This is a genomic window from Terrisporobacter hibernicus, assembly GCF_020809405.1.
Taxonomy (GTDB): domain Bacteria; phylum Bacillota; class Clostridia; order Peptostreptococcales; family Peptostreptococcaceae; genus Terrisporobacter; species Terrisporobacter petrolearius.
The window spans coordinates 454,721-480,817 of sequence record NZ_CP081135.1; the positions used below are offsets into that span (position 1 = coordinate 454,721).

The 26,097-nt window shown below is 26.7% G+C and carries 30 protein-coding genes and 1 tRNA gene; 7 read left to right on the plus strand and 24 right to left on the minus strand.

The annotated features are described in order from the left end of the window. The first annotated feature begins 236 nt into the window (after positions 1–236). From JW646_RS02230 to JW646_RS02240, 3 genes are all read left to right on the plus strand, one after another. Complete coding sequence (locus tag JW646_RS02230; protein WP_228416423.1) at positions 237–776, plus strand: hypothetical protein; 540 nt, start codon at positions 237–239, stop codon at positions 774–776. A gap of 219 nt (positions 777–995) precedes the next feature. Further along, entirely contained in the window at positions 996–1,691 is a 696-nt protein-coding gene (locus JW646_RS02235) for a hypothetical protein (protein WP_228416424.1), read from the plus strand. Positions 1,692–1,696: 5 nt separating this feature from the next. Then, positions 1,697–2,245: a hypothetical protein gene (locus tag JW646_RS02240; protein ID WP_228416425.1), complete on the plus strand. Its 549-nt coding sequence runs from the start codon at positions 1,697–1,699 to the stop codon at positions 2,243–2,245. An 81-nt stretch (positions 2,246–2,326) separates the two neighbouring features. Here JW646_RS02240 and JW646_RS02245 read toward each other — a convergent pair whose 3' ends face one another. Continuing rightward, a complete protein-coding gene (locus JW646_RS02245) occupies positions 2,327–2,599 on the minus strand; it encodes a hypothetical protein (RefSeq protein WP_228416426.1) in 273 nt (90 codons plus the stop codon). Between the two features lie 594 nt (positions 2,600–3,193). On the opposite strand from JW646_RS02245, the gene JW646_RS02250 reads away from it, so the two are divergent. The 4 genes from JW646_RS02250 (at position 3,194) to JW646_RS02265 (ending at position 6,371) form a co-directional block, all read left to right on the plus strand. Further along, positions 3,194–3,802: a hypothetical protein gene (locus JW646_RS02250; RefSeq protein WP_228416427.1), complete on the plus strand. Its 609-nt coding sequence runs from the start codon at positions 3,194–3,196 to the stop codon at positions 3,800–3,802. A 281-nt stretch (positions 3,803–4,083) separates the two neighbouring features. Beyond that, positions 4,084–4,569: a hypothetical protein gene (locus tag JW646_RS02255; protein WP_228416428.1), complete on the plus strand. Its 486-nt coding sequence runs from the start codon at positions 4,084–4,086 to the stop codon at positions 4,567–4,569. Between the two features lie 116 nt (positions 4,570–4,685). Next, positions 4,686–5,477: a UPF0489 family protein gene (locus JW646_RS02260; RefSeq protein WP_228416429.1), complete on the plus strand. Its 792-nt coding sequence runs from the start codon at positions 4,686–4,688 to the stop codon at positions 5,475–5,477. Positions 5,478–5,705: 228 nt separating this feature from the next. After that, on the plus strand, positions 5,706–6,371 hold the full coding sequence (locus tag JW646_RS02265; RefSeq protein WP_228416430.1) for a hypothetical protein: 666 nt from the start codon (positions 5,706–5,708) through the stop codon (positions 6,369–6,371). Between the two features lie 54 nt (positions 6,372–6,425). On the opposite strand, the gene JW646_RS02270 is transcribed toward JW646_RS02265, so the two are convergent. From JW646_RS02270 to JW646_RS02375, 23 genes are all read right to left on the minus strand, one after another. Continuing rightward, a complete protein-coding gene (locus JW646_RS02270; RefSeq protein WP_228416431.1) occupies positions 6,426–6,743 on the minus strand; it encodes a hypothetical protein in 318 nt (105 codons plus the stop codon). Positions 6,744–6,805: 62 nt separating this feature from the next. Then, positions 6,806–7,186, minus strand: a complete 381-nt coding sequence (locus tag JW646_RS02275; RefSeq protein WP_228416432.1) for a hypothetical protein — start codon at positions 7,184–7,186, stop codon at positions 6,806–6,808. A 473-nt stretch (positions 7,187–7,659) separates the two neighbouring features. After that, entirely contained in the window at positions 7,660–8,241 is a 582-nt protein-coding gene (locus JW646_RS02280) for a DUF3841 domain-containing protein (RefSeq protein ID WP_228416433.1), read from the minus strand. Between the two features lie 897 nt (positions 8,242–9,138). Further along, positions 9,139–10,587, minus strand: a complete 1,449-nt coding sequence (locus JW646_RS02285) for an RNA-guided endonuclease InsQ/TnpB family protein (protein WP_228416434.1) — start codon at positions 10,585–10,587, stop codon at positions 9,139–9,141. 73 nt (positions 10,588–10,660) lie between these two features. Then, entirely contained in the window at positions 10,661–11,842 is a 1,182-nt protein-coding gene (locus tag JW646_RS02290; RefSeq protein ID WP_228416435.1) for a phospholipase D family protein, read from the minus strand. Between the two features lie 82 nt (positions 11,843–11,924). After that, on the minus strand, positions 11,925–14,786 hold the full coding sequence (locus tag JW646_RS02295; protein WP_228416436.1) for a phage tail tape measure protein: 2,862 nt from the start codon (positions 14,784–14,786) through the stop codon (positions 11,925–11,927). A gap of 141 nt (positions 14,787–14,927) precedes the next feature. Next, complete coding sequence (locus JW646_RS02300) at positions 14,928–15,065, minus strand: hypothetical protein (protein ID WP_228416437.1); 138 nt, start codon at positions 15,063–15,065, stop codon at positions 14,928–14,930. A 53-nt stretch (positions 15,066–15,118) separates the two neighbouring features. Continuing rightward, positions 15,119–15,430, minus strand: coding sequence for a tail assembly chaperone (locus tag JW646_RS02305; RefSeq protein ID WP_228416438.1), 312 nt, complete (start codon positions 15,428–15,430; stop codon positions 15,119–15,121). A 142-nt stretch (positions 15,431–15,572) separates the two neighbouring features. Next, on the minus strand, positions 15,573–16,160 hold the full coding sequence (locus JW646_RS02310; protein ID WP_228416439.1) for a major tail protein: 588 nt from the start codon (positions 16,158–16,160) through the stop codon (positions 15,573–15,575). A 48-nt stretch (positions 16,161–16,208) separates the two neighbouring features. Further along, positions 16,209–16,532, minus strand: a complete 324-nt coding sequence (locus tag JW646_RS02315) for a hypothetical protein (RefSeq protein WP_228416440.1) — start codon at positions 16,530–16,532, stop codon at positions 16,209–16,211. After that, positions 16,532–16,912, minus strand: a complete 381-nt coding sequence (locus JW646_RS02320) for an HK97-gp10 family putative phage morphogenesis protein (protein ID WP_228416441.1) — start codon at positions 16,910–16,912, stop codon at positions 16,532–16,534. Before JW646_RS02320 ends, JW646_RS02315 begins: the two co-directional genes overlap by 1 nt. Then, complete coding sequence (locus JW646_RS02325; protein ID WP_228416442.1) at positions 16,912–17,229, minus strand: phage head closure protein; 318 nt, start codon at positions 17,227–17,229, stop codon at positions 16,912–16,914. Before JW646_RS02325 ends, JW646_RS02320 begins: the two co-directional genes overlap by 1 nt. Positions 17,230–17,236: 7 nt before the next feature. Further along, positions 17,237–17,530 (minus strand): head-tail connector protein, encoded by a 294-nt coding sequence (locus tag JW646_RS02330; protein WP_228416443.1) that lies wholly within the window; start codon positions 17,528–17,530, stop codon positions 17,237–17,239. Next, the gene (locus tag JW646_RS02335; RefSeq protein WP_228416444.1) at positions 17,523–17,708 is read right to left on the minus strand and encodes a hypothetical protein; all 186 of its coding nucleotides are present in this window, start codon (positions 17,706–17,708) and stop codon (positions 17,523–17,525) included. Before JW646_RS02335 ends, JW646_RS02330 begins: the two co-directional genes overlap by 8 nt. Positions 17,709–17,773: 65 nt before the next feature. Then, positions 17,774–18,823: a phage major capsid protein gene (locus JW646_RS02340; protein WP_228416445.1), complete on the minus strand. Its 1,050-nt coding sequence runs from the start codon at positions 18,821–18,823 to the stop codon at positions 17,774–17,776. Between the two features lie 75 nt (positions 18,824–18,898). Next, positions 18,899–20,143 carry a phage portal protein gene (locus JW646_RS02345; RefSeq protein WP_228416446.1) on the minus strand — a complete coding sequence of 415 codons (1,245 nt, stop codon included), beginning with the start codon at positions 20,141–20,143 and terminating at the stop codon, positions 18,899–18,901. A 42-nt stretch (positions 20,144–20,185) separates the two neighbouring features. Beyond that, positions 20,186–21,853 (minus strand): terminase large subunit, encoded by a 1,668-nt coding sequence (locus JW646_RS02350; RefSeq protein WP_228416447.1) that lies wholly within the window; start codon positions 21,851–21,853, stop codon positions 20,186–20,188. Between the two features lie 3 nt (positions 21,854–21,856). Continuing rightward, positions 21,857–22,351, minus strand: a complete 495-nt coding sequence (locus JW646_RS02355; protein ID WP_228416448.1) for a phage terminase small subunit P27 family — start codon at positions 22,349–22,351, stop codon at positions 21,857–21,859. A gap of 129 nt (positions 22,352–22,480) precedes the next feature. Further along, positions 22,481–22,960, minus strand: coding sequence for an HNH endonuclease (locus JW646_RS02360; protein WP_228416449.1), 480 nt, complete (start codon positions 22,958–22,960; stop codon positions 22,481–22,483). 24 nt (positions 22,961–22,984) lie between these two features. Next, positions 22,985–23,056: transfer RNA gene (locus tag JW646_RS02365), tRNA-Phe, on the minus strand. Positions 23,057–23,178: 122 nt separating this feature from the next. Then, positions 23,179–23,301, minus strand: coding sequence for a hypothetical protein (locus JW646_RS20115; RefSeq protein WP_255701529.1), 123 nt, complete (start codon positions 23,299–23,301; stop codon positions 23,179–23,181). Between the two features lie 582 nt (positions 23,302–23,883). Further along, on the minus strand, positions 23,884–24,948 hold the full coding sequence (locus JW646_RS02370; RefSeq protein ID WP_228416450.1) for a hypothetical protein: 1,065 nt from the start codon (positions 24,946–24,948) through the stop codon (positions 23,884–23,886). A gap of 339 nt (positions 24,949–25,287) precedes the next feature. After that, positions 25,288–25,929 carry a hypothetical protein gene (locus JW646_RS02375; protein ID WP_228416451.1) on the minus strand — a complete coding sequence of 214 codons (642 nt, stop codon included), beginning with the start codon at positions 25,927–25,929 and terminating at the stop codon, positions 25,288–25,290. Positions 25,930–26,097: the final 168 nt, after the last annotated feature.

Consider the following 26,097-nt stretch of genomic DNA (forward strand, 5'->3'; position numbering starts at 1 on the left):
TATATTAGTAATTGTAGTATCCTTTAACTTAGGATAATGAATATACTAAAGTTAGGTATTTTAATATCATATATTTAGGATTATCCTACTTTTAGGATATTTCTTTTCCACAAGTGAATTCATCTCTTAAAAGTATGATTTTATTCTATTTTTAGGAAATATATTATGTAAATCAAATTCTATGCTACAATTTACCAGTAGTAAATTATACTTATTGTTATAAAGGGGAGCTAATAATGGAACTAAATTTATCAGAAATAGTAAATACTTTACTAGGAGTTTCAGCAGGTGGGATTATTTCAATAGTAACATCTAATCTAGTAAATAAGAAAAATTTAAAAAATCAATTTATGTTTGATTTATTATCAGAAACAAAACTATTACTTAGTGAGTGGACAAATGATTTATTAAATAATGGTGTAGAATTTTGTGAGTGTGAATATGTTAAACAATATAAGGGATATAAATTATCAAATTCAGCACGTATTTTGATTCAAAAAATAGAAACTAATAAATACATTTTATCAAATTTCAATGATGAATTTATTGAAATTAGAAGTAGAGATATAAGACTCCAAATGAAGAATGATGAGTACAAAAAAGAAATATTAAAATTAAGCAAAAAATATAATACGGAAAATACTTTAGAATTACTAGAATATGAAGATGTAGCTAAAATTATAAATAATTATGCAGAAGATATTATGGCATTAATAAAAAAGATAGAAACTCTTATTACAAAAATTGATAATTATATTTATAAAAAAATCTTATAAATATTACTTAATCAAGAAACATTCACAATACTCTTTTTTCATAAAGAATGATAAATAAAATATTGGATTTATAAAAATAGGTACTATAACTATTATGGTTATTATACCTATTTTTGTTTTTGTAATAAAAATTATATTATCAAATTTTTTCTAAATATATGATAATATATAAATAAGTGTAAAAAAATGTAAAAAACAGAATTAATAGGGGGTGTATTCATGGAAATTTATAGTGAGTTACAATTTACAGGAACACAAGAAGAATTAAATGAATTTATTGAAACTATTGGTTATTATGCAAAAGGGGATTGGTTTTTAGAAGAAAGAAAAGGTCGTTGGAAAAATTATTTGTTTTTCAACTATAATGGTAAAGAAGTTGATAAATCGAAAGTATCTATTTATATAGGCGAAGATGATGTAATGAGTGGTGAACTTCATGTCGGAAATATCATTCCTATAGAAAAAAGTCAGCTAAGTATTGATGAATATAATAAAGTATTACAAAAATTCTATGATGATGTAATAAAACCATATAAAAAAAGTGGCTCTAGTTTAAATATATCAGAGTTAACAAGTGATGAGTTTGACCCATTATCTGAAATATCAAAAACTGCATTGAAAAAATTGGAAAAATTTTGTAAAAGCGCTAATAAATCTACAGGTTCATCACATCCATCAGATAGAAACAGATGGTTTGATTTTATTTGCCAAACAGTAGATGATGGTAGAGTTTTTGATTATGCTAAATTAGCAAGGTTTTTACAGGATGAAAATCATTGGGGTAAAAAAGCAGAAGATTTTATTGGTGTAATTGGACATTTTGCTTGGGATAAAGAAAAGGCATATGAATTAGCTAATGAATATGAAAGTTTATGTGAAATTCTAATATATTACAAAAAAGAAAGAGGTATTTAAAATAGATGAATTTTCCAGTTTTGACAGTTAGTGATAAGATATCTATATTAGGTTCTGTTATAACAATAATTGGTATGATTATCTCATTGATATGTGCAAAAAATTCTAAAAACAACAAAGATGAAACAGAAAAATATTATATAAAGGCTAAAGATATAACAAAGTTTGCAAATATTAAAGAATCATATCATGAATGTAAAAACTTAACAGATAAATTTTCAGAATTACTTAAGCTTTCCAATATTGATAAAAAAGATTTGCGTGGAGCAAACTTTACTATATTAGTTAAAGAGATGGCTATAGAAGTTGATAATTCATTAAAAAAAATAAGACAGCTTATATCTTGTGAGCAATGGGAGGAGATTGATATATTACTGAAACAAGATGTTAACGTTCAAACATATATCAATTCTTTAATAACAGGAACAGAAGTTTGTGAAGATGAGTTTAAATTTAAAGATGTTGAAAAGCTTTGTAACTGTAAGGAGAAGGCAAATCAGATACATGATAAACTTAAGGAACAATCTGAAAAATTAGAGCAAAAGCTAAAATAAAATATAGAATTTGTAACAAATCAAACTGGCAATAGAAGTACTAGAAAGTGCTACTATTGCCAATTTGTAGTTAAAATTAAATTAACCTATAATCAAATTACTCTTAAATTCTACTCTATTATCTTTAATTTTCACATTAGAATCCATTTGATTTATAATAAAAATCTTATGTCTTTCTGGCTCATAATTATTTAAATATTCTAATATCTTATATTCACCTATTAAATTAGATTCAAATTTTCTGGCATTTTCTATATTCTCATGATTTGAAACCATTCCACATGCACCTCCTTCTATTTCATTTATATTTTTTATTTGTTCTCTTTTTAATTTACCTTTTGCAATTATTTTCATAATTTGAAATCTCCTATATCTTTATTATTTTTAGTCTTATCGACCACCAATCAATAGCATTAGAAAGTGTAGTGAGCGTAACACCTTCTATGTCCATATAGAAGATTATTAATGAAAAAATAGGTAATGTTACCTATCTATATATACTAGTTATTATATGGACAGATAACATTACCTATTAAAATCATAGATTGAATTTGTTCAATCTTTCTTATGAAGGTGGTTGCACCACCTTCTTTTTAATCGCAACTAAAGTTGCTCTGGATTTTTTGTGTGTTTATAATTTTAATTAGATTTACAGAAAAATGTATAATTTATAAAATATATTATATATCTATCTACAAAATATACACCTTTTTGTAATAATAAAATTACTTTTTTATTTAATTAATATTTGTGGATACCATTTCAAAATACTTCAAAAACTAAAATACCGAACATGAAAGTATTGAAATTATTAGGCTATATTTTAATAAGTACAAAAAGTTTTTGATACGACATCTTTTACGTGGATTTTATTTTTTGATTGTATTATTATAAATTCAAGCTAAAGTTAGCTTTTAAAATAAAATCTAATATGAAGGGGAAATTTATATGATTCTGAAAAAATTCAAAAAATTAAATGAAACAAATAGCATATTACATTCACAAATAATAAATGTAAAAAAGAAAATGAAAGATGAAATAGATAAAGAACGTGTTGTTAGAAGTGAAACAATAAGGTCTATTAATGGTATTTTAACAAGGTCTATAGATAAAAATATGGAGGTAATCCATATCTATGAAAAAGAAAATAAAATATTTGTAATAGTAATTATTAATGAGTCTGATGATATTAAAATGTATACGTATATGGTTTATAGTCAAGAGTCATGTAAAGATGTTGATTGGGTATCAAAGTTAGAAGGTAATTATATAAAAGAAGATAAAGATTTAAAAAATTCAACATATGATACTGTATTCATAGATGCAATTGATACAAATGAATTTTACAAACTAAAAAGACATGCTAGTATTTTATTAGGTCAATTAGAGCAATATTTAATAAGTAAAGGATTTAAAGGAAAAATAAAAGGAGAAGTTGATAGATTTGCTCCAACTCTATATATAGGTGGGGAGGAAAGAAAATTAGACAATTTCTATGTTAAAAATAGTTTTAATATTAAAAATGGATATTTTATAAAGGAAATAAATACTAAGTAGAAGATATAGTTGTCCGAAATGGACAACCTCATTTTTTGTTTAAATTCTATAAATGAGATAGATTGGATTTGTAACCTATATAAATTTAATTGTATTTATTTGGAGTATTAAGATACGAAAATTTATTTCAAAAATTAAAAAGTTAATTAAAGCAACATAATTAAGAGTATGATTTTATTTTAACTTTAAATTATACTATGTTGCTCAAATTGTATGATATTATAAAATAATAAATATTATACTACTATATATAAATAGGAGTTTTTATTGGAGGTATTATTATGAGTTTATACTTTGAATTTAATAGTCAACTGCAAACAGATTTGAAGAATATTTACATGAATTTGAATAAAGATAATGCTATAAAACTAGTATTTGACAATACAAAACAAGCCACAAAGTCTGGAACTCATATAATTAGTGTTGATGGAAACATTGTAAAACATGATTATAAATTTTCATATTCAAAAAATAATAATATTTACTTTTTATTTGATGAAAATTTTATTTGTCAATATGTTGGTAAAAAAGGTAATGAAAAAGGCATAAACTATAGATTGGGATTACATTTAGTGAAAAATGAAACAACTATAGGTTCAAGTATAGATAAAATTTGTCATTATTTAAATAACATAAATAATCGCGAAAGAGCTATATACGTAATTACATTTAGAATTGAACCTTCATATATGGCAGAAGGCGTTGAATCATATTTTATAGATTACTTTAGAAGTAAAAATGGAGCTAAATGGCTTAAAAGAAAATAGTTTTTATTAAAGTATTTTTAAATAAAATTTTTGATATATTTTTCATATAAAGCTATACTTTATCTAGTATATAATTAATAATTAAATTTATAACACTGAATACAAGGGAGAATTAAATGAAAATTTTAGATATTGATATGGATTATTTTCTAGAAAAAGCACCTTATTTTATATTACAAGAGTGTACAACTAGAGCTAGTGATGACTACAAACCTTGGGATAAGGACAAGATTATTGATTTCATTGAAAATAACTTGGGTCTTTCAAAGAGTAATAAAATTAAAGGTAAAATAATATGTCATCACCATGAAGCGTTATATTATTGGAGAGATTTGATAAACCAAAAACTACTTATAACACCTTTTGAGGTAATACATGTGGACTCACATGCTGATTTAGCATCATTTGAAATTCACCAACGAGCTTTTATTGCAGACGAATTATTAGGATTGCCTATACATGAAAGAATCAACATTGAAAATTATAAAAGTTACTTTAAAGAAGCTTATATGCCTGGTATAGGTAACTACCTTTTATTTGCGATTGGATTTAGATGGATTTCTAAACTTACGTACGTTTCTAATCCTAATGAACGAGGAGATGACTACTCAAGGTTTATTATGAAGAATTTTGAAGAGTCAAGTAAAATAATACAATTGTATCATAATCCTAGATGTAAAATACAAAAACTATCAAGTATTGTTGGAGATATAAATATATTTGAAAAAGAATATCTAAGTACTTCTATACCAGAACCAGAGGTTCTATTTGAAGTCAAAAAAAATATTAATGATGTAAAATATTATGGAGATTTTGACTTTATTACATTTTGTATATCTCCAAATTACACTCCTAAAAGTTCAGATTTTATTGTTGACATCTTTAGAGATTATATAGAAATAATTTAAATAAAATATCGAATTTATTACCTTCTTAAGTTCTGATAAAAATAAACATTATCTAAAACCATTAAAAATAATTTTTATGATACACTTTAATGTCATAAGCACTTATTACCTACTAATTAAAGATATAATTGTATTATCGGTTATACTTAAATGATTTTTTCATAAATTATACATTTTTTAATCTTATTAAGATATAATTATATTATCATAAATTCTAGGAGGTAAAATATGGGTATTTTTTCAATTTTTTCAAAAAATAAAAATAAAGATGAAATCAAGAAACAAAATGAATGCATAAACAACTCACATGAATTAAATAACTTAGATAGTAACTCTAAACAAATTATTGCAAAATTAATTAATCATCCTTGTAATTTATATTATTCTGACGCAATGCAAACCAAAGCACGACTAAGAAATATTTTAAATACTAAGTTGGCACGAGTATCATATAATCAAGATGAATATGCTGAATCACTAAAGAGAAATATATTATACTATATTAACACATTAGAAGACAAAGAAAATGTGATTAAAGGTTGGATAAATGATGGTCGTATTCCACAACTAGACATATGTATTTCAACAATAGATTCTATACAAGATACATATAAAGGAAATAATGCATATTCCAAAAACACCGAAAAGTTAAAAGTTTATGATAAATTTTTTCCTATTACTCAACAAATAGAACAACTAGAATATGATTATATGTTTTATAGTATACACTCTGAAATTGTACATATGTTATTAGAGGTTATACTAAACAATCAAGAAGAGTTTTTAAAATTACGCAATTGTAATCCAAACTTAGTAGTAAAGGACATTAACGGATACTGTACTCATACTGCAAGTTATTGCCTAGGCACATTAAATTCAGATTTAAACAAATAAGTATTTATAATATTCAATAAATAAAGATATAGTAATAATAAATTTACTATATCTTTATTTATTATCTAAATATACATTTATATTATAATAAATTAATTTATCATCAATATAAATATTTTCACTATCTATATCTAGGACTTCATAATCATCTACATTCTTTATATTTTCGTTTGTCTTTATTAGCTTAAATTCATGTCCATATTTTCTGTCTAAGGGCATAAAGCTAGGATTATCTTTATAATATTTTATATTTAAAAGTTTCTCTAATACTTCTTCATTTACTTTGTATATGTAATATATATTTTCTATATTTACCTTATTACTTTTCATGTGTTTTGCTAAGCTCCACAATTCTATTTTTAATGTTTTCATGTTATTATTTACCTACCTTTATTTAAAATTCAAAAAGAACCACCCTATGGTGGCTCTAATGGCTATTTATTAAATTCAAATGTTTCTAATACTATTTTATCTATAATAGATTGATATTTCTTATAGTTATCAAACATATATTTAGTTTGATATTCTTCATCAATACACTTATCTGGAACTATTTCCATTCCATATTCACCTTGATGTATATGATATATTTCTTCTACGAATATTTCTTTAGTTAGTACACCTATCTCTTGTATTGATACAGTTACTGTACCTCTCATAGAATCTAAATAAGCTATTATATTAGCATATCTTCCATTTTCCAAATCAATTTTAACTATATTAAAATTAGATATTTTTCCACCTACAACTTCTTCTATTTCCTTTATATTTTTTATTTGTTCTCTTTTTAATTTACCTTTTGTGATTATTTTCATAATTTATATTCTCCTATAATCTTTATTATTTTAGTCTTACCGTCCACCCACCAAGGACTGGAAGGTGTAGTGGAACGGTAGTGACACGACAACACCTTCCATGTCCCTTATAGAAGATTAATAATAAAAAAATAGGTAATGTATTTTGTCTATTTAATAATTAATATATATAGACAAAATACATTACCTATTTAAAAAGAGTTTTTTCTGCATAAATATGAGTTAGCTATATAATACATATTTAATTTTATGCATTTTTTGCTCCATATTAGAAAGTTGTCATTTAAACATCGTATATATATTTATGTAGCTTATTATAATATAAGACGATTAAATGACAACTTTTATTGATTGAACTTATTCAATCTTATTTGGTTGATGGTACTCTGTACCACCCACTTTTTTAATCGCAGTTTACACTGCTCTATAGTTTTTTATAATAATAGAATATATGTACAGACAAATAATATTATCTATCTTGCTTTAAATATTTTTATTAATTTTACATTATCTAGACTTACTTTTGAAGTTACCCCTTGTTTTAGTATTTCTATATTTCTATTTGGTTCAAAATTTGTATTTGGTTCAAATGAAATATATTCTAAGTATTCATACGTGCCTTCTTTAATTTCTTTAGCTATTGTTTCTTCTGCTATTTTATTAATCTCCATACATAAATCAAAATCAAAAATTCTTTCCCAGCTCTTTTCTTTATCAATATCTTCATTATCATACATATCTACTGTCATATTATTCAAAGGAAGATGCCACATGTCAAAGTCAGATAATAATACTTGAGATTCATCTAATTCTAATTCTAGTAAAACACATTCATTTCCCTTGTCTGAATAACCGGAACGTCTCAGGTCTGGACGAGTAGTCCACACCCAAATCATGCTACTATCAACTTCTTCTATTCTTTCACACATCTGTTTATACATCCATTTGTACTGAGTAACCCATTCTTTCGTGACATATTTATAATCATTTTCTAAATATTTATTGTTTTTATTATTCTCCCAAAATTCCATGGTTTGAATGGTATAGAACTTCATAACTTAAATCATCCTTTCTCTCTATATATACTCATATACTAATTATACATTTTCTGTAATAATAAAACTTGAATTTTATTTATAAAAAATCAGAAATCAATCTACATCCCTTTAGTTTTATCCAATAAATGGTATAAATATTATATTATGTGTTAATTCTCTTAATGGGTGATGATATGGAAATAGAAGATATATTACTAATTGCGTTTTTTGCTTCAATATTTTTAATAGATTCTACAGTGAGATTTGTCATAAGTGCATGTGTAACATTAATACGTATTTAAAAAAGAACAGTCATTTAGTTGACAGTTCTTTTTATTATTACATAAATTTATTTATCTAAATTTTACTTACTATGTGTGATTCCCATACTACATAGTAATGTTTAAAAAAACTATCTCGAATCCGAATTTACTAATATTTTGTATATTCCCGTACTACATAGTAATGTTTGAACGATTCATTAGAAGTGAGATTCCTGCAACTATATATAATTCCCATACTACATAGTAATGTTTAAACTATTTATTTTTTTATCGGACACTATATATAATGTAGCATTCCCATACTACATAGTAATGTTTAAACCCTAACATGAACATAAGTATTTTCAATACTTTAAACACCTTTAAATATTAAATTTTGCAGTGTACCTCCTATAAGGATTCCATATAATTTTTTTAATATACTTCTAATTAAGTAATACCAATTATTTTGCCTATGTAATAGGTTAAACTTGCTCACTGCAAATTTATAATCTATATAGTACGTCTTAGAGGTAACATAATTCTAAGAATTAACCCTTATCGAGTGATTATAGATGACTTTAGGTAATCCTAGCCATTCAATCTATATCCTCAATCTTTAGTCGTGGAATCGACTATATATAATTTTATATTATTTTTTTATATCATTACTTCTTGCTATATTAATTGACGCATTATGGTCTGCATTTAATTCAAATCCACAATTTAAACATTTGAACTTTTCTTGGCTTTGTCTGTTTTCTTTATCTGTATGACCACATTTGCTACACTTTTGAGATGTATATTCTGGATTTACATATCTAACTTTAATACCTTTTCTTTCAGCTTTATATTCTATCATTGTTTTTAGTTCATAATATGACCATTTAGATAATATCGCATTATCAAAACCATTTTTATTTAAATCCTCTACATGTATATATTCACATTTATTTTTATATGCAAACTCTACAATGTTTTTAGATACCATATGATTATATGTTTTAACAAAACCTCTTTCTTTATCCTTTATTCTTTCTAATGCACCTAGTTTTTTCTCCCTACCTTTTCCTCCTTTCACCATTTTCAACTGCTCTTGAAGTCTGAATCTTCTTGTTCTAATTTGTTCTCTAACTCTTATGAAATCTTGTGCACTTCCTATAGCCATCCTTTTATAAGTATCATCGGATAGACATACATAAGCAGGATACTTTATTCCTAAATCCACTCCCAATACTCTACCATCTATGTAGTTAGTATTTTCTTTTACAGGAATATCCATAGTTAAGTTTAGCATTAAGTTATTTGATTTATCAAACTTCATTTCACTATCACATATTTTGTATTCTCCAGTTATAACTTTATGAAGAGTATGCCTAAGCTCTGTAGTATTTTCATTCTTTCTACTTCCTAAGATAACTTTAAAAGTTATACCTTGTATCCAGTCAATTAATATATCATCACTTTCTTCTTTATACCTAAACTTAAGCCACCTTTCACCTCTTGTCATTAGTGGGAAATTTCTTTTATAATTAGTTAAACTTCTTTCACCTCTTGCTAGTCCATTTATTAAACAATTTTTAAAATCTTTTTTAGCTCTTTGAGTTACTAAGCTCATAAAATCTTTATTTTTAAAAGTTACTTGATTTTGAATTGCCATATATAAATCATCTATATACATATCTTTCATTGCTAAATCAACATCACTTCTGTATTTTGATGCTTTATTATACTCTTCTTGCAACTTTATTAATTCACCTTTAAACTGCATATTTTGTTTTGTCAACTTTTCTTTTTTAGAGTTTTTTATATCTTCTTTTTCTAACTCCAAATTATTTTTATCAATCTTATTTTGCAATTTTTCAAGTTGATTTTTTAGCTTATTTTCTGCTCCAGTATTATAACTATTTAGTACATAGTGAGTATTCAATAATGACATACATAAATTTAAAGCTTTATATTGTTCATATTGTTCATTTCTTATGTATTTATATTGTTTATTTCTAGTTTCTTCATCTCCAACTATAGTAAGTTTTAGTGCCCTAGTTGTAATTATATTTTTCACCTCCCTATTTAAACATTCTATTTTAATTTTCAACATAAATAAGCAAAATCCTTTATTTTAGTTTATATTTATAAAATCCAAATTTTATTTAAATTATTTAATAAGATATTTAAACCTTTCTTTTTCCATATTTATTTAGTAAACATTCTAATTTATCATCTAAATATTTTTTTGACATAGGTGTTAATCTTAAGTGTGACCTTCTACGTGTTCTTTTTCGAATATCTTCATTTTCCAAACATTTTCCTACTGTGTTTGGAAATACATCATTTCCAAGTTGCATTATTAGCGTATTTAAGGAGATTCCATTAACTATTTCAGTATCTATTATTTCAATATCATATAATTCAACATAATAAGGATAATCTTCTAACCATTTAGCTTGTTTTTTATCAAAATCATCTGCTATATTTGAAGAATTAAATCCATAACTTTTAGCTCTTCCAACTATCATAGGTACTGATTTTCCATTTTCATCATAACTAAGCTTTGATAAAAATATTGTAACACCATTTTCTATCCCCCTTGGATTTTTGGGAAAACAAGTTATATACATATTTTTAGATATAATTTTGTGTGGCAAGTATTTAAATTTATTAGAAGTCCTATTATCGGATTTCCCTTCAAATTTTATCCAAGCTATTTCTCCACTTTTAGCTAAATCTTCTTTTAAAAATTCTTCTACAATATCTATTTCTTTTATAGTTTTGTCATTATTTATTTTTTTTATATCTGCTCCCCATATCTTGCTATTTGTAAATTTAACGGATTTATCATTGCTATTTTTAAACATTCTATCAGTAAGTTCGATTTCCTTTTCAATTATTTCAGATGTTATTTCCCAATCACCTGCGTGACGTATATCATCCTTTAATTCATCAAAATATTCATTTAAATTATTTAGTAAGCAAGTTTCATCTTTTATTGCTAGAGAAAGTTCATGATTACTTTTAAAACCTCCCATAGTAAAGTTTGCCGAACCTATAATCCCATAGTTATCATCTATTAAATACAACTTACTATGTAAATTTTTCAAAGCATATAATTTTGCATTTGATTGTTTCAATAACTTTAATCCTTCTAAGTTACTAACTCTATCTATGAAATCTTGTGTGTAAAATCTGGTAATTACTGTACATTCACATTGTATATTGTTTTTCATAAATTCAGATATTAGTTTTGATGTATTTAATCCTATAAATGGACTAATTATTTTTATATGCTTATTCGTATTTTTTAAAGCATTTGTTAAACTTACCATATGTTCATTTGTAAGTAATTCTATCGACATAATATATCTCCCCAATATAATTTTATTCAATAAAATTATATCATAACTATGACTAAATACATCAAAATAGTACCTTAGATTATTAATAAACCCCTGCTAATCTATTACTTCTTTTAGTTAAATTATTTATTTCATCATTCATATATTTAGCAGTTCCTTTAGCAACTGCTCTACCATCTAAATTTATAGTATTCTCCACTATAGTAGTTCTTTCTCTCATTAGGACACCTAACATTTCTGATAACAATTTATTTTGATTCTTCAACTCTGATATAGTATCGTTATTAAGCTTTTCAGATGCTTTACTAGATGCAGATACTACTGGTTGTGCTTGATAAGTTGAGCCACCATATACTATAGCATCTGTATTAAGTCTAGCCATACCTGTGTTCATACCTTGCATCATCCCTAAAGATGACTTTTCAGTTATGCCAAAAGATGATTTCCCTGTTTGATTCTGATTCACATTAGTCTTAGTTACTGTAACCCTACCACTTATACCTTTAGATAGTGTATTTCTAATACCATTCCAGTCTTCTATAACTTGATTTTTCATCCTTGATGAACTTGTAGTAACACCATTATATAAATTACTAAATGCTTGTCTACCTGCTTTAGCTAATGCATCAAACGACTTTCTACTTTGATTATACATATCAGTAGCATCTTGTTTTACATTAGTTTTTAATTTAGACATACTTGTATTACAACCATTGTATAAATTACTCATTGACTGCTTTGCAGACTGTTCTAATTTACTAAATGAAACTCTAACTCCATTGTATGCATCGCTACCAAATTGTCTTATTATCTGTGAAGATGCACTTAAATTTTGTTGTGTAGCTTGTGGTATTTTACCTGTTGTATCTGTTGCTATATTGCCTAATCCAGACAAAGCGCCTTCAACATCAGATTTTAATGCATCTGTATTAGCTTTAGCACTATTTTTAGCATTAGCAGTATTAGTATCAACTGCATTTGCCATCTCTTTAGTTTTTGCATCTGCAGTACTTGCTACATTTGAGAATGTTTGCTCTTTATCTGATTGATATTCTGCATTAATTAAAGCAGAGTTTTCTTTCATTTTTTGTTCATTGTTTTGAATATACTTAATAGTTTCTTCATGAGAAGCTTTCATTGAAGATAATGTAGAATCTAAATTTGGCATTATCTTTTCAGCAAATGGTAAACTAGCTAAACTTTCTAATATACTAATTCCAATCTCTTGGAAGAATACTTTTAATTGTTTTGCCCAAGTTTGAACTTGTATTCCAAAGTTAGTAACTGCTAGTTTTGATACATTTATAACTCTAGTTAATGAATCCATCACTGCAGTTAAAACTGGTAGTAGCATTGAGCCTAAAGTCTGTGACAACTCTGACCAACTATTACTAAAGTCTTGCTGACTTGCTTGATATGAATTTTCATAAGCAGTTGCAACTTCATCAATAGCACTACTTGTATTTAGTGTTTCATTTTTAACACCTACCCATGATTCTAATACCGATTGATTACCATATTCCACTGTACCTTTAAATATATCTTGTAGTGCAGTTGCCCTTGATGTTTCATCTTTTACACCTAATATTGCTCCAGAAACTTCTTTAAATGCATCTGACATAGTTATTTTTCCACTATCTATTCTAGATGTTAAATCACTTACATCTATTCCTATGCTTGATAGTGCATCTGCAGATGTAGTAGAACCATCTGTTATAGTTAATGTCAACTCTTTCATCATATCTGCAACTTTATCTGAATCCATACCAGTAGTTTGCATAGCACTTGACATTAGGTTAAATGCATCTTGTCCTGACAATCCCATTTGACCTAGTATTGGTGTATACTCTATGAATGTATCCATGAGGTCACCTGCAATGTTAATACCATCCTGTTGACCTCTTATTATCATTCCTAATGCATCATTCGCAGTCATTCCCCAACTATCATAAGCCATAGATATAAATCTAACCATATCATTAGTTTCATACCCATAATCATTTAATATTGACATACCTTGTGATACTTTTTCCATATCATCATCCGTCATATTAAATCTTTGACTTAATAATTTTACTGCTTCACTTATACTTTCTATGTTGTATCCACCATCTGAAAAACTCATAATTTTACTTTGTAAATCAGATGCTTTATCTTCTGTTAATCCCAACTCAATTTGTAGGTCTGTAAGAATCTTATCATATTCTTTAGCAGAATTTATAGTTGATGTAACTAGCATACCTGCTAAAGCTAATCCTGCTCCTTTTGCTCCTAAAGATAATAAATCTAATCCACCATCCAAACTATCAATTTGTCCAGTAAAATTACCTAAGTCTATATTTCCTATAGATTCTTTAATAGAATCAAATATAGAACCTACTCCATCTATATCCAAACTATCAAGTTCTCTTAATTCATTTCTAAATTGACCAACTTCATTTTCTGCTTGTGACATTTTATTTTGCGTATTCTGTATTTGGTTTTCTAATGACCTCATACTGTTTACACTCTTATTAATAGTAGTGTCCATACCTGCAAGTTGTTGTTTATATGTTTTTAGTTCATTTTCTGCTTTCTTATATTCATTAGAACTTTTACCTAATGATTGCTCTAGCTCTTTTAGTTCTTGCTCTGCTTTTGATATAGTTGCAGGTAAGTCTTTTTGTTGTTGTAAATAACCCTTTAACTTTTGTTCCTGATCTTTATATGCATCACCTAAAGCATCAATTTTACTTTGATATTGCTTTATTACACTTTCACCAGAATTAATTGCTTTTGTGTAATCTTCAACACCTTTTTCTGATAGTGATAATGCCTTTTTAGCACCATTGAAACTTTGCTCCATAGTTTTAGTACTTTTATTTACATTTTTTAAACTTTTATCAAAATCTTTTGTATCTAAACCAAGTTCCACTAACAGTGAACTTATTGTTTCTTGCGACATAATATGTTTACCTCATTTCTTCTGTTTTATATAAAAAAGGAATAGTGATTAAACTATTCCTATGGTTTTGAATATTAATTTTCAATTTATCTAAAAAAAAGAGGTAAGAAGATAATAATATCTCCTTACCTCCGTATTAACTTAAAAGAAATCTTCAACCGAATCTAACTTATTAGATTTATTCTCTTCTTTTGATAATCCATTTACCTTTAAGTAAATCTCATACTGTTCAAATAAGTATCTCGCACTTATTGATTCAAATTCTTCATTTCTACTCAATAATGTATACCAGATATACTCTAAGAATAAAAAATTCCAATCCTGCGTATTATCTATTTCTTCTTTACTGTTTTTTTAGGTTGTTTATCTTTAGGCATATTATCATTCATTAATGTACCTATTGTTTCAAATGACTTAAAAACTTCGTCTAAACTTAGTGTATCTATTTCTTTAATATCAAAATCTGGATGATTAAATCTTATCCCATGATACAATACACTTGATATTATTTCTAAGTCACCTGTAGATAACTTCTCTATCATTTGTGGTACAGTTATTCCACCACAATCCTTAGTAACATTTTTTATAACTCCAAAGTTAAAACTTATTTTATATTCGTTTCCATTTATTATTATTTTTTGCATTTATATACTCCTTAAAGTTTAATTTTTCAAATTCTAAGGAATATATAAAATATTCCTTATTTTTAATATGTATAAAGTATCAAGTGACCGATTCAAACTATCATAGAGTCAATTTAAATCGGTCGATTTTACTGTAACTTTATTATTTTCTTGTTTTTAGTACACTTGTACTTGGTACATCTGTAGGGAATGTAGTTAAAAATGAATTAGCAAATGATGCATCAACACCAGTTGCATCCTCATCACAACGGACTCTCCATACACCATTTTCTAATGGTATTATAGCGAATTCTATTTCTACATTTGCAACTTCTACACCATCTTCTTTAGTTTGAAATGATTCTCCCTTAACTGTTCCTTTAACTTGTGGTATAGATACTAGTCTATATTTCCCATTTGACTTTAATGATTTAAAAGACATAGTTAATATAGGTGCTATAGTATTTACATTGTCTACAACCACACCTCTTACAACTTCTTGCCCGCTTACCAATGCATACTCTTCTAACGATAATCCTAATAATTCAACTGTAACTGTCCCCGAACTAAATCCAGTAAACACATCTGCTACAACATCATCGCAGAAAAACGACTCACTATACATATCTATTTCTACTTCTGCAGTAACTAAACCATCTACTTTCATTGTACTATCTGAAACTACAGTTCCATCTCCTGCTCTTTTAGCTAATCTTAATTCACTTAATCCTATTTGACCTGTTTTTGCCATATTTCTATTACCTCATTTTTCTTGATTTTTTGCATAAAAATAGAACCTCTAAAGGTTCTTCACATATCTAAACTGAAAACTTCTACCATAGAAATCTTCATCTTTTATATCTTTTTCATTTAGTTTAATGAATCCATTTTCTTTCATTAAAACTTTGATTTCATTTATCTTTAATGCTCCTGCAGGACTATTAAACCAGTAGATTAAACCGATTTCTATTTGTTCTGCACTTGCAGTATCATCATGATGTTTTATATCATCTTGATTGTTTGTTTGGAATATTATATATTCACGTTCATCACCATTATAATCTATCCAATAGATGGGAATATTTAATGGTTCTAATGCTTGTATAACTTTTGAGTTAATCATTATTTTAACTCCTTCTGTAGTACCTCTATCATTTTTTCTCTCGCAGGTTCAATACCTTTGTTGAATCCATCATCCATAAAATAAGTTGGTGCTTTTGACCTCGCTCCATAATGATTATAATAAGCTTTTTCTACAACTTCTCTATTGTCACCAGTTACACCTATATCAATAGTACTTCGACCTTTCTTATTTTGAATTTTCTTTGCACTTTTAATATTTTCTTTAAGTTCTCCAGTATCTTTTGGTGCAGAGCTTATTAAAGATTTTTCCATAGGTTCTGCTCCTGCTAATAAGGTTTTCTTTGTAATATCTTTGGATACTTTTTTCTCTAAAGATGATAGCTTTTTAGTAAGTTCTTTCATATCAAATTCTAATGACATTATCTTTTAACCTCACAGATTAAATCCACATATCCATTTACATATGGACTTATGTGCTTTATGTTATATATTTCATTTTTATAGATAACTAGATTATCTAAGTATATATGTCTTCTACTATGAATAAGAAACTTTACAGTTTCATTTTCAGTTTCTCTATTTGCATATAAATACTCTTTAGAAGATTGAACTGTTTTCTTGCATCGTAGTTTATATAATTTCTTTAATTCTTTAGAACTCATACCAGTATTTTTATCTATAACTTTTAGTTCCTTATGTATCTCTAATATTTCCTTTAATTCTCCTAGATTGAACATTTGTCACCTATAAGAACTTTCTGTGTGTATTAATATATCTTTGTATTAAATAGTTTGCTTTAGTATTTGATGGTACTAAGGCTGACCTATATTCATACATTTCAGATACTAAAATAAGCAATGCAGGAACTAGTGTATTTGCTTGTAAGTATTCTTCTTCTGAAAGACTGCAAACTTGCATTAAATACTCTTTAGCAACATACATAAACATTTCTATTTCATTATCATCTTCTTCAAATTCTTCTTCTATTCTTAGATAATGCTTAATAAAATCTAAATTAATATCTTTAATACTAAACATTTTTATTCACCTTTTTTCTTGTAGCTTTTTTCTTTTCAGCTACTGGTTTTAAAAATCCTACACCTGCTAATATATCTGCTCTATCAGTGTTTTCTATTTCAACTATAGAACCATTAGTAAATGCTCTTTGTAAAACTGTGCAATAAAAAGGTGACTTTGCTATAACTTCATATTTCATGTTATTACCTCATATAAAAAGAGTTGCCATAGTAATACAACTACAACAACTCTAGTATTTTAAAATTAAGCTATTTTAGCTATTGCTTGTTCTATACAAGTTTTTGCATCTAAAGCTATAGTAGTACGGAAAGCCACACCTGCAGTGGTAAAGTATGCATCATCACTTCTCTTAACTTGTGCATTTGTTCCTATACCTGCAACAACTGCTTTTTCCATATCAACAAACATCATATTTGTTACATCTTCACAGAATATTACAGGACGACCCATTAATTTATATCCAAATTCTTGAGTTAAATCTCTTTGAAGTATTGGTTGACCATCATTATCTTTTAATCCAACTAATGCTTTCAAATGGGCATCATTTACAACAAATATAGCATTCTTTCTATATTTAGCATTTAACCCAAAGTATAAGTTATTTATATCATCTAAAGTTATTACTCCTTCTGTTATTGGTGATATCTCTATTATACCAGTAGCTTTATTTAAAGTATCTGCTAACATACCTTCAACAGTTTCATCTATTGCTTGATTTCCTTCTTCTTTTATAAGTGACTCTATATTATAACTAGCATCATTTATTAATTCTTCTGATACTACAGTTAATAAAGCATATTTCTCTGGTCTTAAGTCTACCTGTTCTACTAAAACATCTTTCTTAGATATTTCTGCTAATTCAGATGCCTTAACTAATTTACCCATTTTATTACGTTGAACTGGAATTATAGAATTTCCATTGAATTTTTCTATTCTTGCATAGTCTTTCAGTCCTAATTCTTTGGCTCTATCTACAACTAATGCTCCATTAGTAACTGTTTCGCCTGCTACATTAGATTTAGTCATATCCCTAACTTCTACTTCTGTTCCATTTAATAATAATTCTCTTTTTTCCATGTCTTTCATGTCCTCAACCTTCATTTCTTTTGTGTTTTTTAGTGTTCTTATTTCTTTTGATTGCTCTAATTGAGCATCTATTTCTTTTACTTCGTTTATCATTGCATCAACTTCTTCTAATTTTTCTTTGTCTAATGCTCTAACTTCGCCATCTTGTTCCAGATGCTCGTCTAACTTAGCCATTATTTTGGCTCTTTTCTCTATAAGTTTTTTCATTAACTTTTGTCCCTTTCTGTAAAAATACATATAAAAATAGTCACTAGCTTTTGCTACTGACTTCTCATTTTCTTTTTAATTTTCTTTTTTATCTTCAACAATTTGATTCATTATTGTATTTACAACTTCGCCATCACGAACTATTGAATTAAACTTAGATAGCATGTGCATATCTAATCCTTCTACCTTGTTTTCATTTAACTTAGCTCTAACTTCATTGATACTATATATTCCTGCATCTAAAGCTTTTGTATAATACTCTATCTCATCTTTTTTGTTACATCTCAATAAGTTATCTATATTGAATTCAAAGAAGTAGTTTCCACTTTCTTTTTCTTCTTCTGATAATAATTGCATATTACACAACTCTTCAATTTTTCTTAGGTGTGGTAGTAATGTATATTGTAAAAATTGTAAATTAGATTGTTCTAAGTTCCCATAGTTACCAGATTTTTCTGCTCCACCTATCATGTGTGGACTTAACTTTAATAGTCTTGCAATCTCACTTATCGTAAATTCTTGATGTTTCAATAGTTCTAAATCACTTGGACTTAAACTTATTCCAGAGTATTTCACATCCTCTGGTAATACCATAACTTTTCCACTATTTCCTTTACTGAAGAATCGCATCATCTTTTGATATAAACTTTCTATCTGCTCTGGTGTAGTGTTGGAAGGAACATTCAGTATTGACTTAGTATATGAGCCATTTTCTAATATTGCTCCAATATATCTTTGTTGTGAATTACCTAGCCCTATAGTTTCTCTTCCTAGTTCTAAGATTCCTTTACCATTAATTCCATCTTCAGAATTAACACATAAGTTTAAGACTTCATAATATTGATATTCACCTTTATAACCATCCTTAGTTACTCTGTACATATATTCATCACTATTATTTATCTGTCTTAATTCACATTCAGACTTTTTCAAAGGAATTAATTTTTCTATTTCAAATTTTGAATCCCTTACTATTAATATAAATCCATTACCTTCGAGTATGGCAGATTTTATTAATTCATCTTTCATATCGAATGATGTTACATATCCATTACATGACCTATTTAATAAATAGTTTATCTTGTCTTTACATCTAACTTTAGAGCCATCTTCAGATATTTTATATTTGTAAATTGGTAATGATGCAATAGTTTGTGATATTAGAGAAACACCACTACACAATGCAGGTAGTTTCATTGCAATATCTCTATTAGTTTTAGAGAATCCATTAAATTGAATATCAAGAACTTTACTAGTATCTTTAGAAGTATCATTTATTTGTATATTCTCTGATTTAGTGAATTTATCGAATAATCCCATATTTTCTCCTTTCTATTGTATTTTTAAAGGTTCTATGTTTTCTTAAATGATGAAAATATCATCAATATTAAACTTTTTAATTTGTTCTGGTGTATAAACATCTTTGAATCCAAATATTGTAGCAACTGCTAAATCTATTCGATTCTGACTCTTTTTCTTATCCAACATCATGTTTTCTTGTGCATCTGTTCTTGTAATTGCATTACTCATGCACCATGTATATAATTTAGACTTCTCATATCTAACATTCTTTAGATATACTGCATTTCTAAATTCTTTTGTTGATGTATTTAAATTAAAGTAGTTTTGCTTAATGTCTATGACATCAAAATCTTGTGCTAAATTCATCATCATTTGATTAGAATTGTATGCATCAAAACATATTGATTTAATTTTGCATTTATATTTCTTATTAATATTCCTAATATAATCTTCTATATAGTTGTAATCAATAACTGCTCCATCTAATATATGACATTCTCCCAGTTGTTCTGATAATCTATAGTCGAATCGTTCTCTCCTTCCAACTAAAGATTCTTCTGGTAGGAATCCTATAGACTTTGTATAATAGATTCCATCTTCGTAGTACATCATATTTATTGCAGATAAGTCTGTACTAATAGACATATCCACTGATACAGTTATTTCTTTTCCAGTAAAATCTACTTTATCTACTTCACAAACTTTCCACTTGTCCATATCCATGTAACCTTCTTTGTTACTGGCTCTTTGTGGTACATTAAATTGCTTAATAAGTAGATTCTTCATAATAGCAGGATTTTCTAGTGCTTTCTTATATTCATTATCTATAGATGTTGCAGGAACTTCTTCTAATATTGGACATGCCTTTATCCATTGATTTTTATCATGGATTTCATCTGGACTATCTAGCATATATAGAATAGGAAGTATTCTTTCATCTTCTACAGTACCTTCTAGTACTTTCTTTCCATAAGTCAACATTTCTTCAAACCAGTTATCCTCTGCATTAACATCATATTCAGTACTTATCATATAAGTTTGATAGTTTTTTCTCATAAGAAAACCACTTGTTAGTGAATCTCTCAATGCTCTATCAACTATCTTTGATTCATCTATAATACAATTTGAAATATTCATACCATCCATACTTTCTGCATTAGATGATACTGCTTTAAATGTACTACCTTGAAACTCTAAGTACTTCTTATATATTTTAAAATGTTCTGCTAGTTCTGGGTTACTTCTTACTAGTTTAATTGCCATATTAACTAATATTTGTGCTTGTGATAATTTACCTGCACCATTTACAACTTCTGCATTAGGTTCTAGCATCATTGCTATTAATCCTAAGATTGAGCAAATGTAGCTTTTACCTTGTTTTCTCGGAAGATATACAATAATTTCTCTATATCTGTAGATACTTTTATCTTCTTTCAATCTCCAACAGAAAGAATTTTGTACTATATTTGCTTGAAAATCTGCTAATTTTATATTCTTACCAACTTTAAGACCTTCTGTATATCTAAGTTGATATATAAATTCTTCTATAAATTGTGCTTTTTGCACATCAAAAAAGTAAGGATAATCATCATCCTTACTTCTTTCAATATCGTTTATGAACTTTTTAGCGAATAAAATCATCCACTTATTACTTGGAACTTTGCCATCTGCTATTCTTTTGCAGTATTTATAAGCAGTTGTGTTATATACTTCACTGTCAAAATACATTTATTAACCCCTTAAACCAGATAATATACTATCTAATTGATTTTCTTTTTTCTCATTCTCTACATTTAACGCAAATTTACTTCTTGCAGATGCAGACATTCCGATTGCAGTCATATTTCTATTAAATATTCCTTCATAGGTTTTAAATGTCTTTATGGCAGGATTTTCTACTAACTCAACTTGATGTGTTTTAGTATTTTCTTTACTAACTAATAAACCATATTCTTCTATTAGTTCATTTGCTTGTAACATCCTATATTTAGCATTAGCACAAATAGCAATTATTTCTCTATCTGCATTTGCTAGTGCTTTAATATGTAGTAATGGCTCTACTAGTTCCAAATATATTTCTTTCTCTTGTTCATTTAAATGCTCTGGTGGTGTAGATAATAAACTTCTATCACCAACTAGTTGATTCTCTGTTTGTATTCTTCGTTCACGTTCTTCTTTTGAAACTTTTTTACTTTGTAGTTCCATTGGTACTCTAGGCTTTGCCATTTATTATTACACCACCTTTTCGACTTTTTCCTCATTGGGGCAAAAATATTTTTTTTGACACTCCATCTCTAGGGAAATCTCTCTTCCTAAAAAATAAAATTCAAACTATCCCCACCTATATTTTGAATATTAATTTTCAATTTCTAATAATTTTTTTATAAATTTATCACTATTAATCTTTTGATTAATATATTTTTCAATTTTGCTCTTATTATTTAAATCTAAAGCATGAACTATATTGTAATGACACTCATGACATAAACTAATTAAATTATTATTCTCTAATCTCTTATCATAGTTATCTCTTAAGCTAAGAATATGATGTACATCTGTTGCAGGTTTATATTTACATAATGCTTTACACATTTGACACTCATGGCTATCTCGTATTAATATCTCTGCTCTTTTATTCTTCCATAGTTGTGTTGTATAAAACAACCTATAAGATTCATTAGCTTTATCTTTGATATACCTATCTAAATTATATTTTTTAGACCTAATCTTATGCTCTTGTACTCTTTCCTCATCTTCTTTAGTCTTGCATCTGTCGCAGTACTTAGTTCGATATGCTATCTTAGTGCCACATCTTTGACATAACTCCATCAACATTGTATTACCTCTTATTATTTTTATTGGTATAAATAGCAGGACTTGAACCTGCATCACCTACTACATTTATAGTTGCATTACTTATGCTATATTTATAGATAGAAGGTGTATTACTACACCTATCAAAATCAACTGCTACAATGAAATCAATTCAAAAAATAACTAGAAAAAAAGATTAGATTCGCACTCCTATTTGTGCAAAACTTTCTTATTTATATTTATTCAATTATATTTAAGTCACTTAAAACCTTAAATATAATTGCTATTATCTTATTATCAATTGTTACATTATACTTTTTAAATTCATTTGATAACATTTCTTTAAAATTATCATAAATCATTCTAATACATCTTTATTCAAGTATTGGTGTGTGATTTTTATAGAGAACCACACAAACTCAATAAGTATGATTTTAAGGAGATTTTCTTTTGTTAAAAAGTTTAAAACAAAAAAAGAAAATCTAAAGCAGTCTGTTGGATTTGCACTAACATTAATATCTAAAGACTGCATATTTTCCAAATAGTATTTTTTAGGAGAAACTATTTGGAAATTGGTCAAGAATAATCCATATGAAAATGTCTAAAATTTCTACAGATTATATGAGATTTGCATAGACCAACTAATTTAATCTCAAAGGAAAGTTAATTTGCAATCTTCTTTCCACAAACAAAAAAAGCTATTGCAACGGAGTTGCAATGGCTTTATATATTATTAATGATTATTCTATCAAAACCCAGTCGTTCGCCTTTGGCTCTCTACCTTCGTGGCGACCGACCGCCACTGGGTCGTTCGTTTCCGTTCGCTTCGCTCTCTACAACGAGGTTTGTTTTTAGGGTTTTTAGTTTAAAAAGTTGTCGATTAAACATCGTATATAATATATGTTTTGTATAATATATATACGACGTTTAATTGACAACTTTTATTAATCTATTAAGTTTTTATTCATGCTCTCTAAATTATACATAATGTTTTTTATTTCGCTACTTTTGTACCTTGGTGACTCTCCAAACAGTATATTTCTATCTTCTTCTAGTATCGTATTTTTAAATTCTTGCTCCAATCTTAATATCTCATTATCTTTTATTTCTTTTGTATTACGTTCTAATAATTGATAAAATTCATTTTTTACATATTCTAGATTCTTATTATATTTAACATCATCTTGAACAACTTTTAATGCTAATTTTGTAGTTGTTATTGAATAGAAGTTCCAAAAATTTATACATTCATCATCATAAAATTTATTAAGCTCATCACACACAAGATATCTAAACCTCTTGTATTCTCCATATGCGAATATGATACTCATGTCTGGTATTACTTTTTTATCTTCCTCTTTTCTTATATTGTTTAATTTTTTAAATGCTAACAATCTAGAATCTATAAATACTCTTTTCTCTTCTTCGTTTTCTAGTGTCTTTATATATTCAGATTCATCTATATCTTTAAATTTAAGATACATTTTTTTATCATACATTATATATCCACTATTTTTTAATCTATTTAAAGCACTTTCAACTCTTCTATTTAATTGATATCCAACTTTTAATACAAATGAATTTAAATATTTAAAATCTATTCCAGTAAAATGTTGGTACATTTCAGAATCATTTAATAACAACTTATATTCTTTAGATGTTAGCATCATTCTATATAACAACTCCGTAGAGGTAACATTTATTTGTTTACCTCTATATTCTGTTATTAGTTTATGTAGTATTATATCTCCTATTTCCATACTTGTGCTTGTATTATTTCCTAAAGACCTTTTATCTATCAATACAGCACCAGTTGACTTTATTTCATCCATAATAAACTTATTACCTTCTTTATGATAAGATATAAAGTCCTGCAACTTATCTAGTTGAGTTATCTTAGAACCACCAGTTTTAGTTTTTATCTTTAATATTTCACATAATTGTTTATAATTTTTTATAACTTGTCCCACTTCTAATTTTTCTATCTTCGGTATTTCTACATTTTTCATTTTCTTAGTCTCCCTAATCTACTTATTTTAAATTCATTATCTTTCTCTAAAAATTCTATCTTTTGCAATTCTTTCTAATTGTTTCTTTTGTTCTGCTATAACCCTAAAAGTTATATTTGATTCTTTTATCATGTAATTCTCCTTTTGTATACTTTGTATTTAAATTTTTAAGATTATCAAAACCTTATACTACAACATAACGGAAAGCGAAAAAGAAACGTCAAATATAATGTCAGTTTCTTTTATTTATATATTTATATAATGAATATTAATATTTAAATGAAAAAAAGATATAAAAAAAGACTAGGTTATTACCTAATCTTTTGAATCATTACAATATCAATTTAAACTGCTTTTTACTGATTGTAGCTTTTCATTTATTTGTTCTTTATTTGAATCTATACTATCTTCAATACCTCTTATTGTATCTTTACATATTTGATACATGTCAAATACCAATTCATCTGCATCTTTCATATTTGGATGATTATCCAATCTAGTATCTAAGTATCTTACTATATATAAACTTGTTTCTGGATTGTTTTCTAAATTTCCATTCTCATATTCTGCTATTATGTATTTTAAAGTTTCTTTCATAGTATCTTCTGTTGTATTATTTGATAAATCATCTATTGAAACTAATTTATCTATAGTTGATATTTTATCACTCGTATTTTCTATAGTATCTACTATATCTTTTGCCTTGTTAGCCTTTTCAATTACATCGTCTAACTTAATACTCTTCATATCCAATTCTTGTACTTGCTCTTTGTTCATTATTTTTTCTATATTTGCATCATATGCACTCTTTACATCTTCATAAGATGTTAGATTATTTAAATCAACATTTGTTTCTTGTTGTTGCTCTGCTTGTTTTTCTGATTCTTTTTGTTCATCTAGTTCACTTGAGCCACACCCTACAAATGATAATGTTAATGTTGATACAATAACTAGTCCTAATAATTTTTTATTAAACTTCATAATGTCATACTCCCTATACCCTATTATTTTCTTTCCATAAAAATAGATAGTAGTTCGCACCCTACTATCTATTTATCCGTTCTTGTTTCCAAAAACAACACACATTTTTAAAACGAATACACAGTTATATTTTCAATAATTAAGTTCGCATCCTTAATTATTTATTTT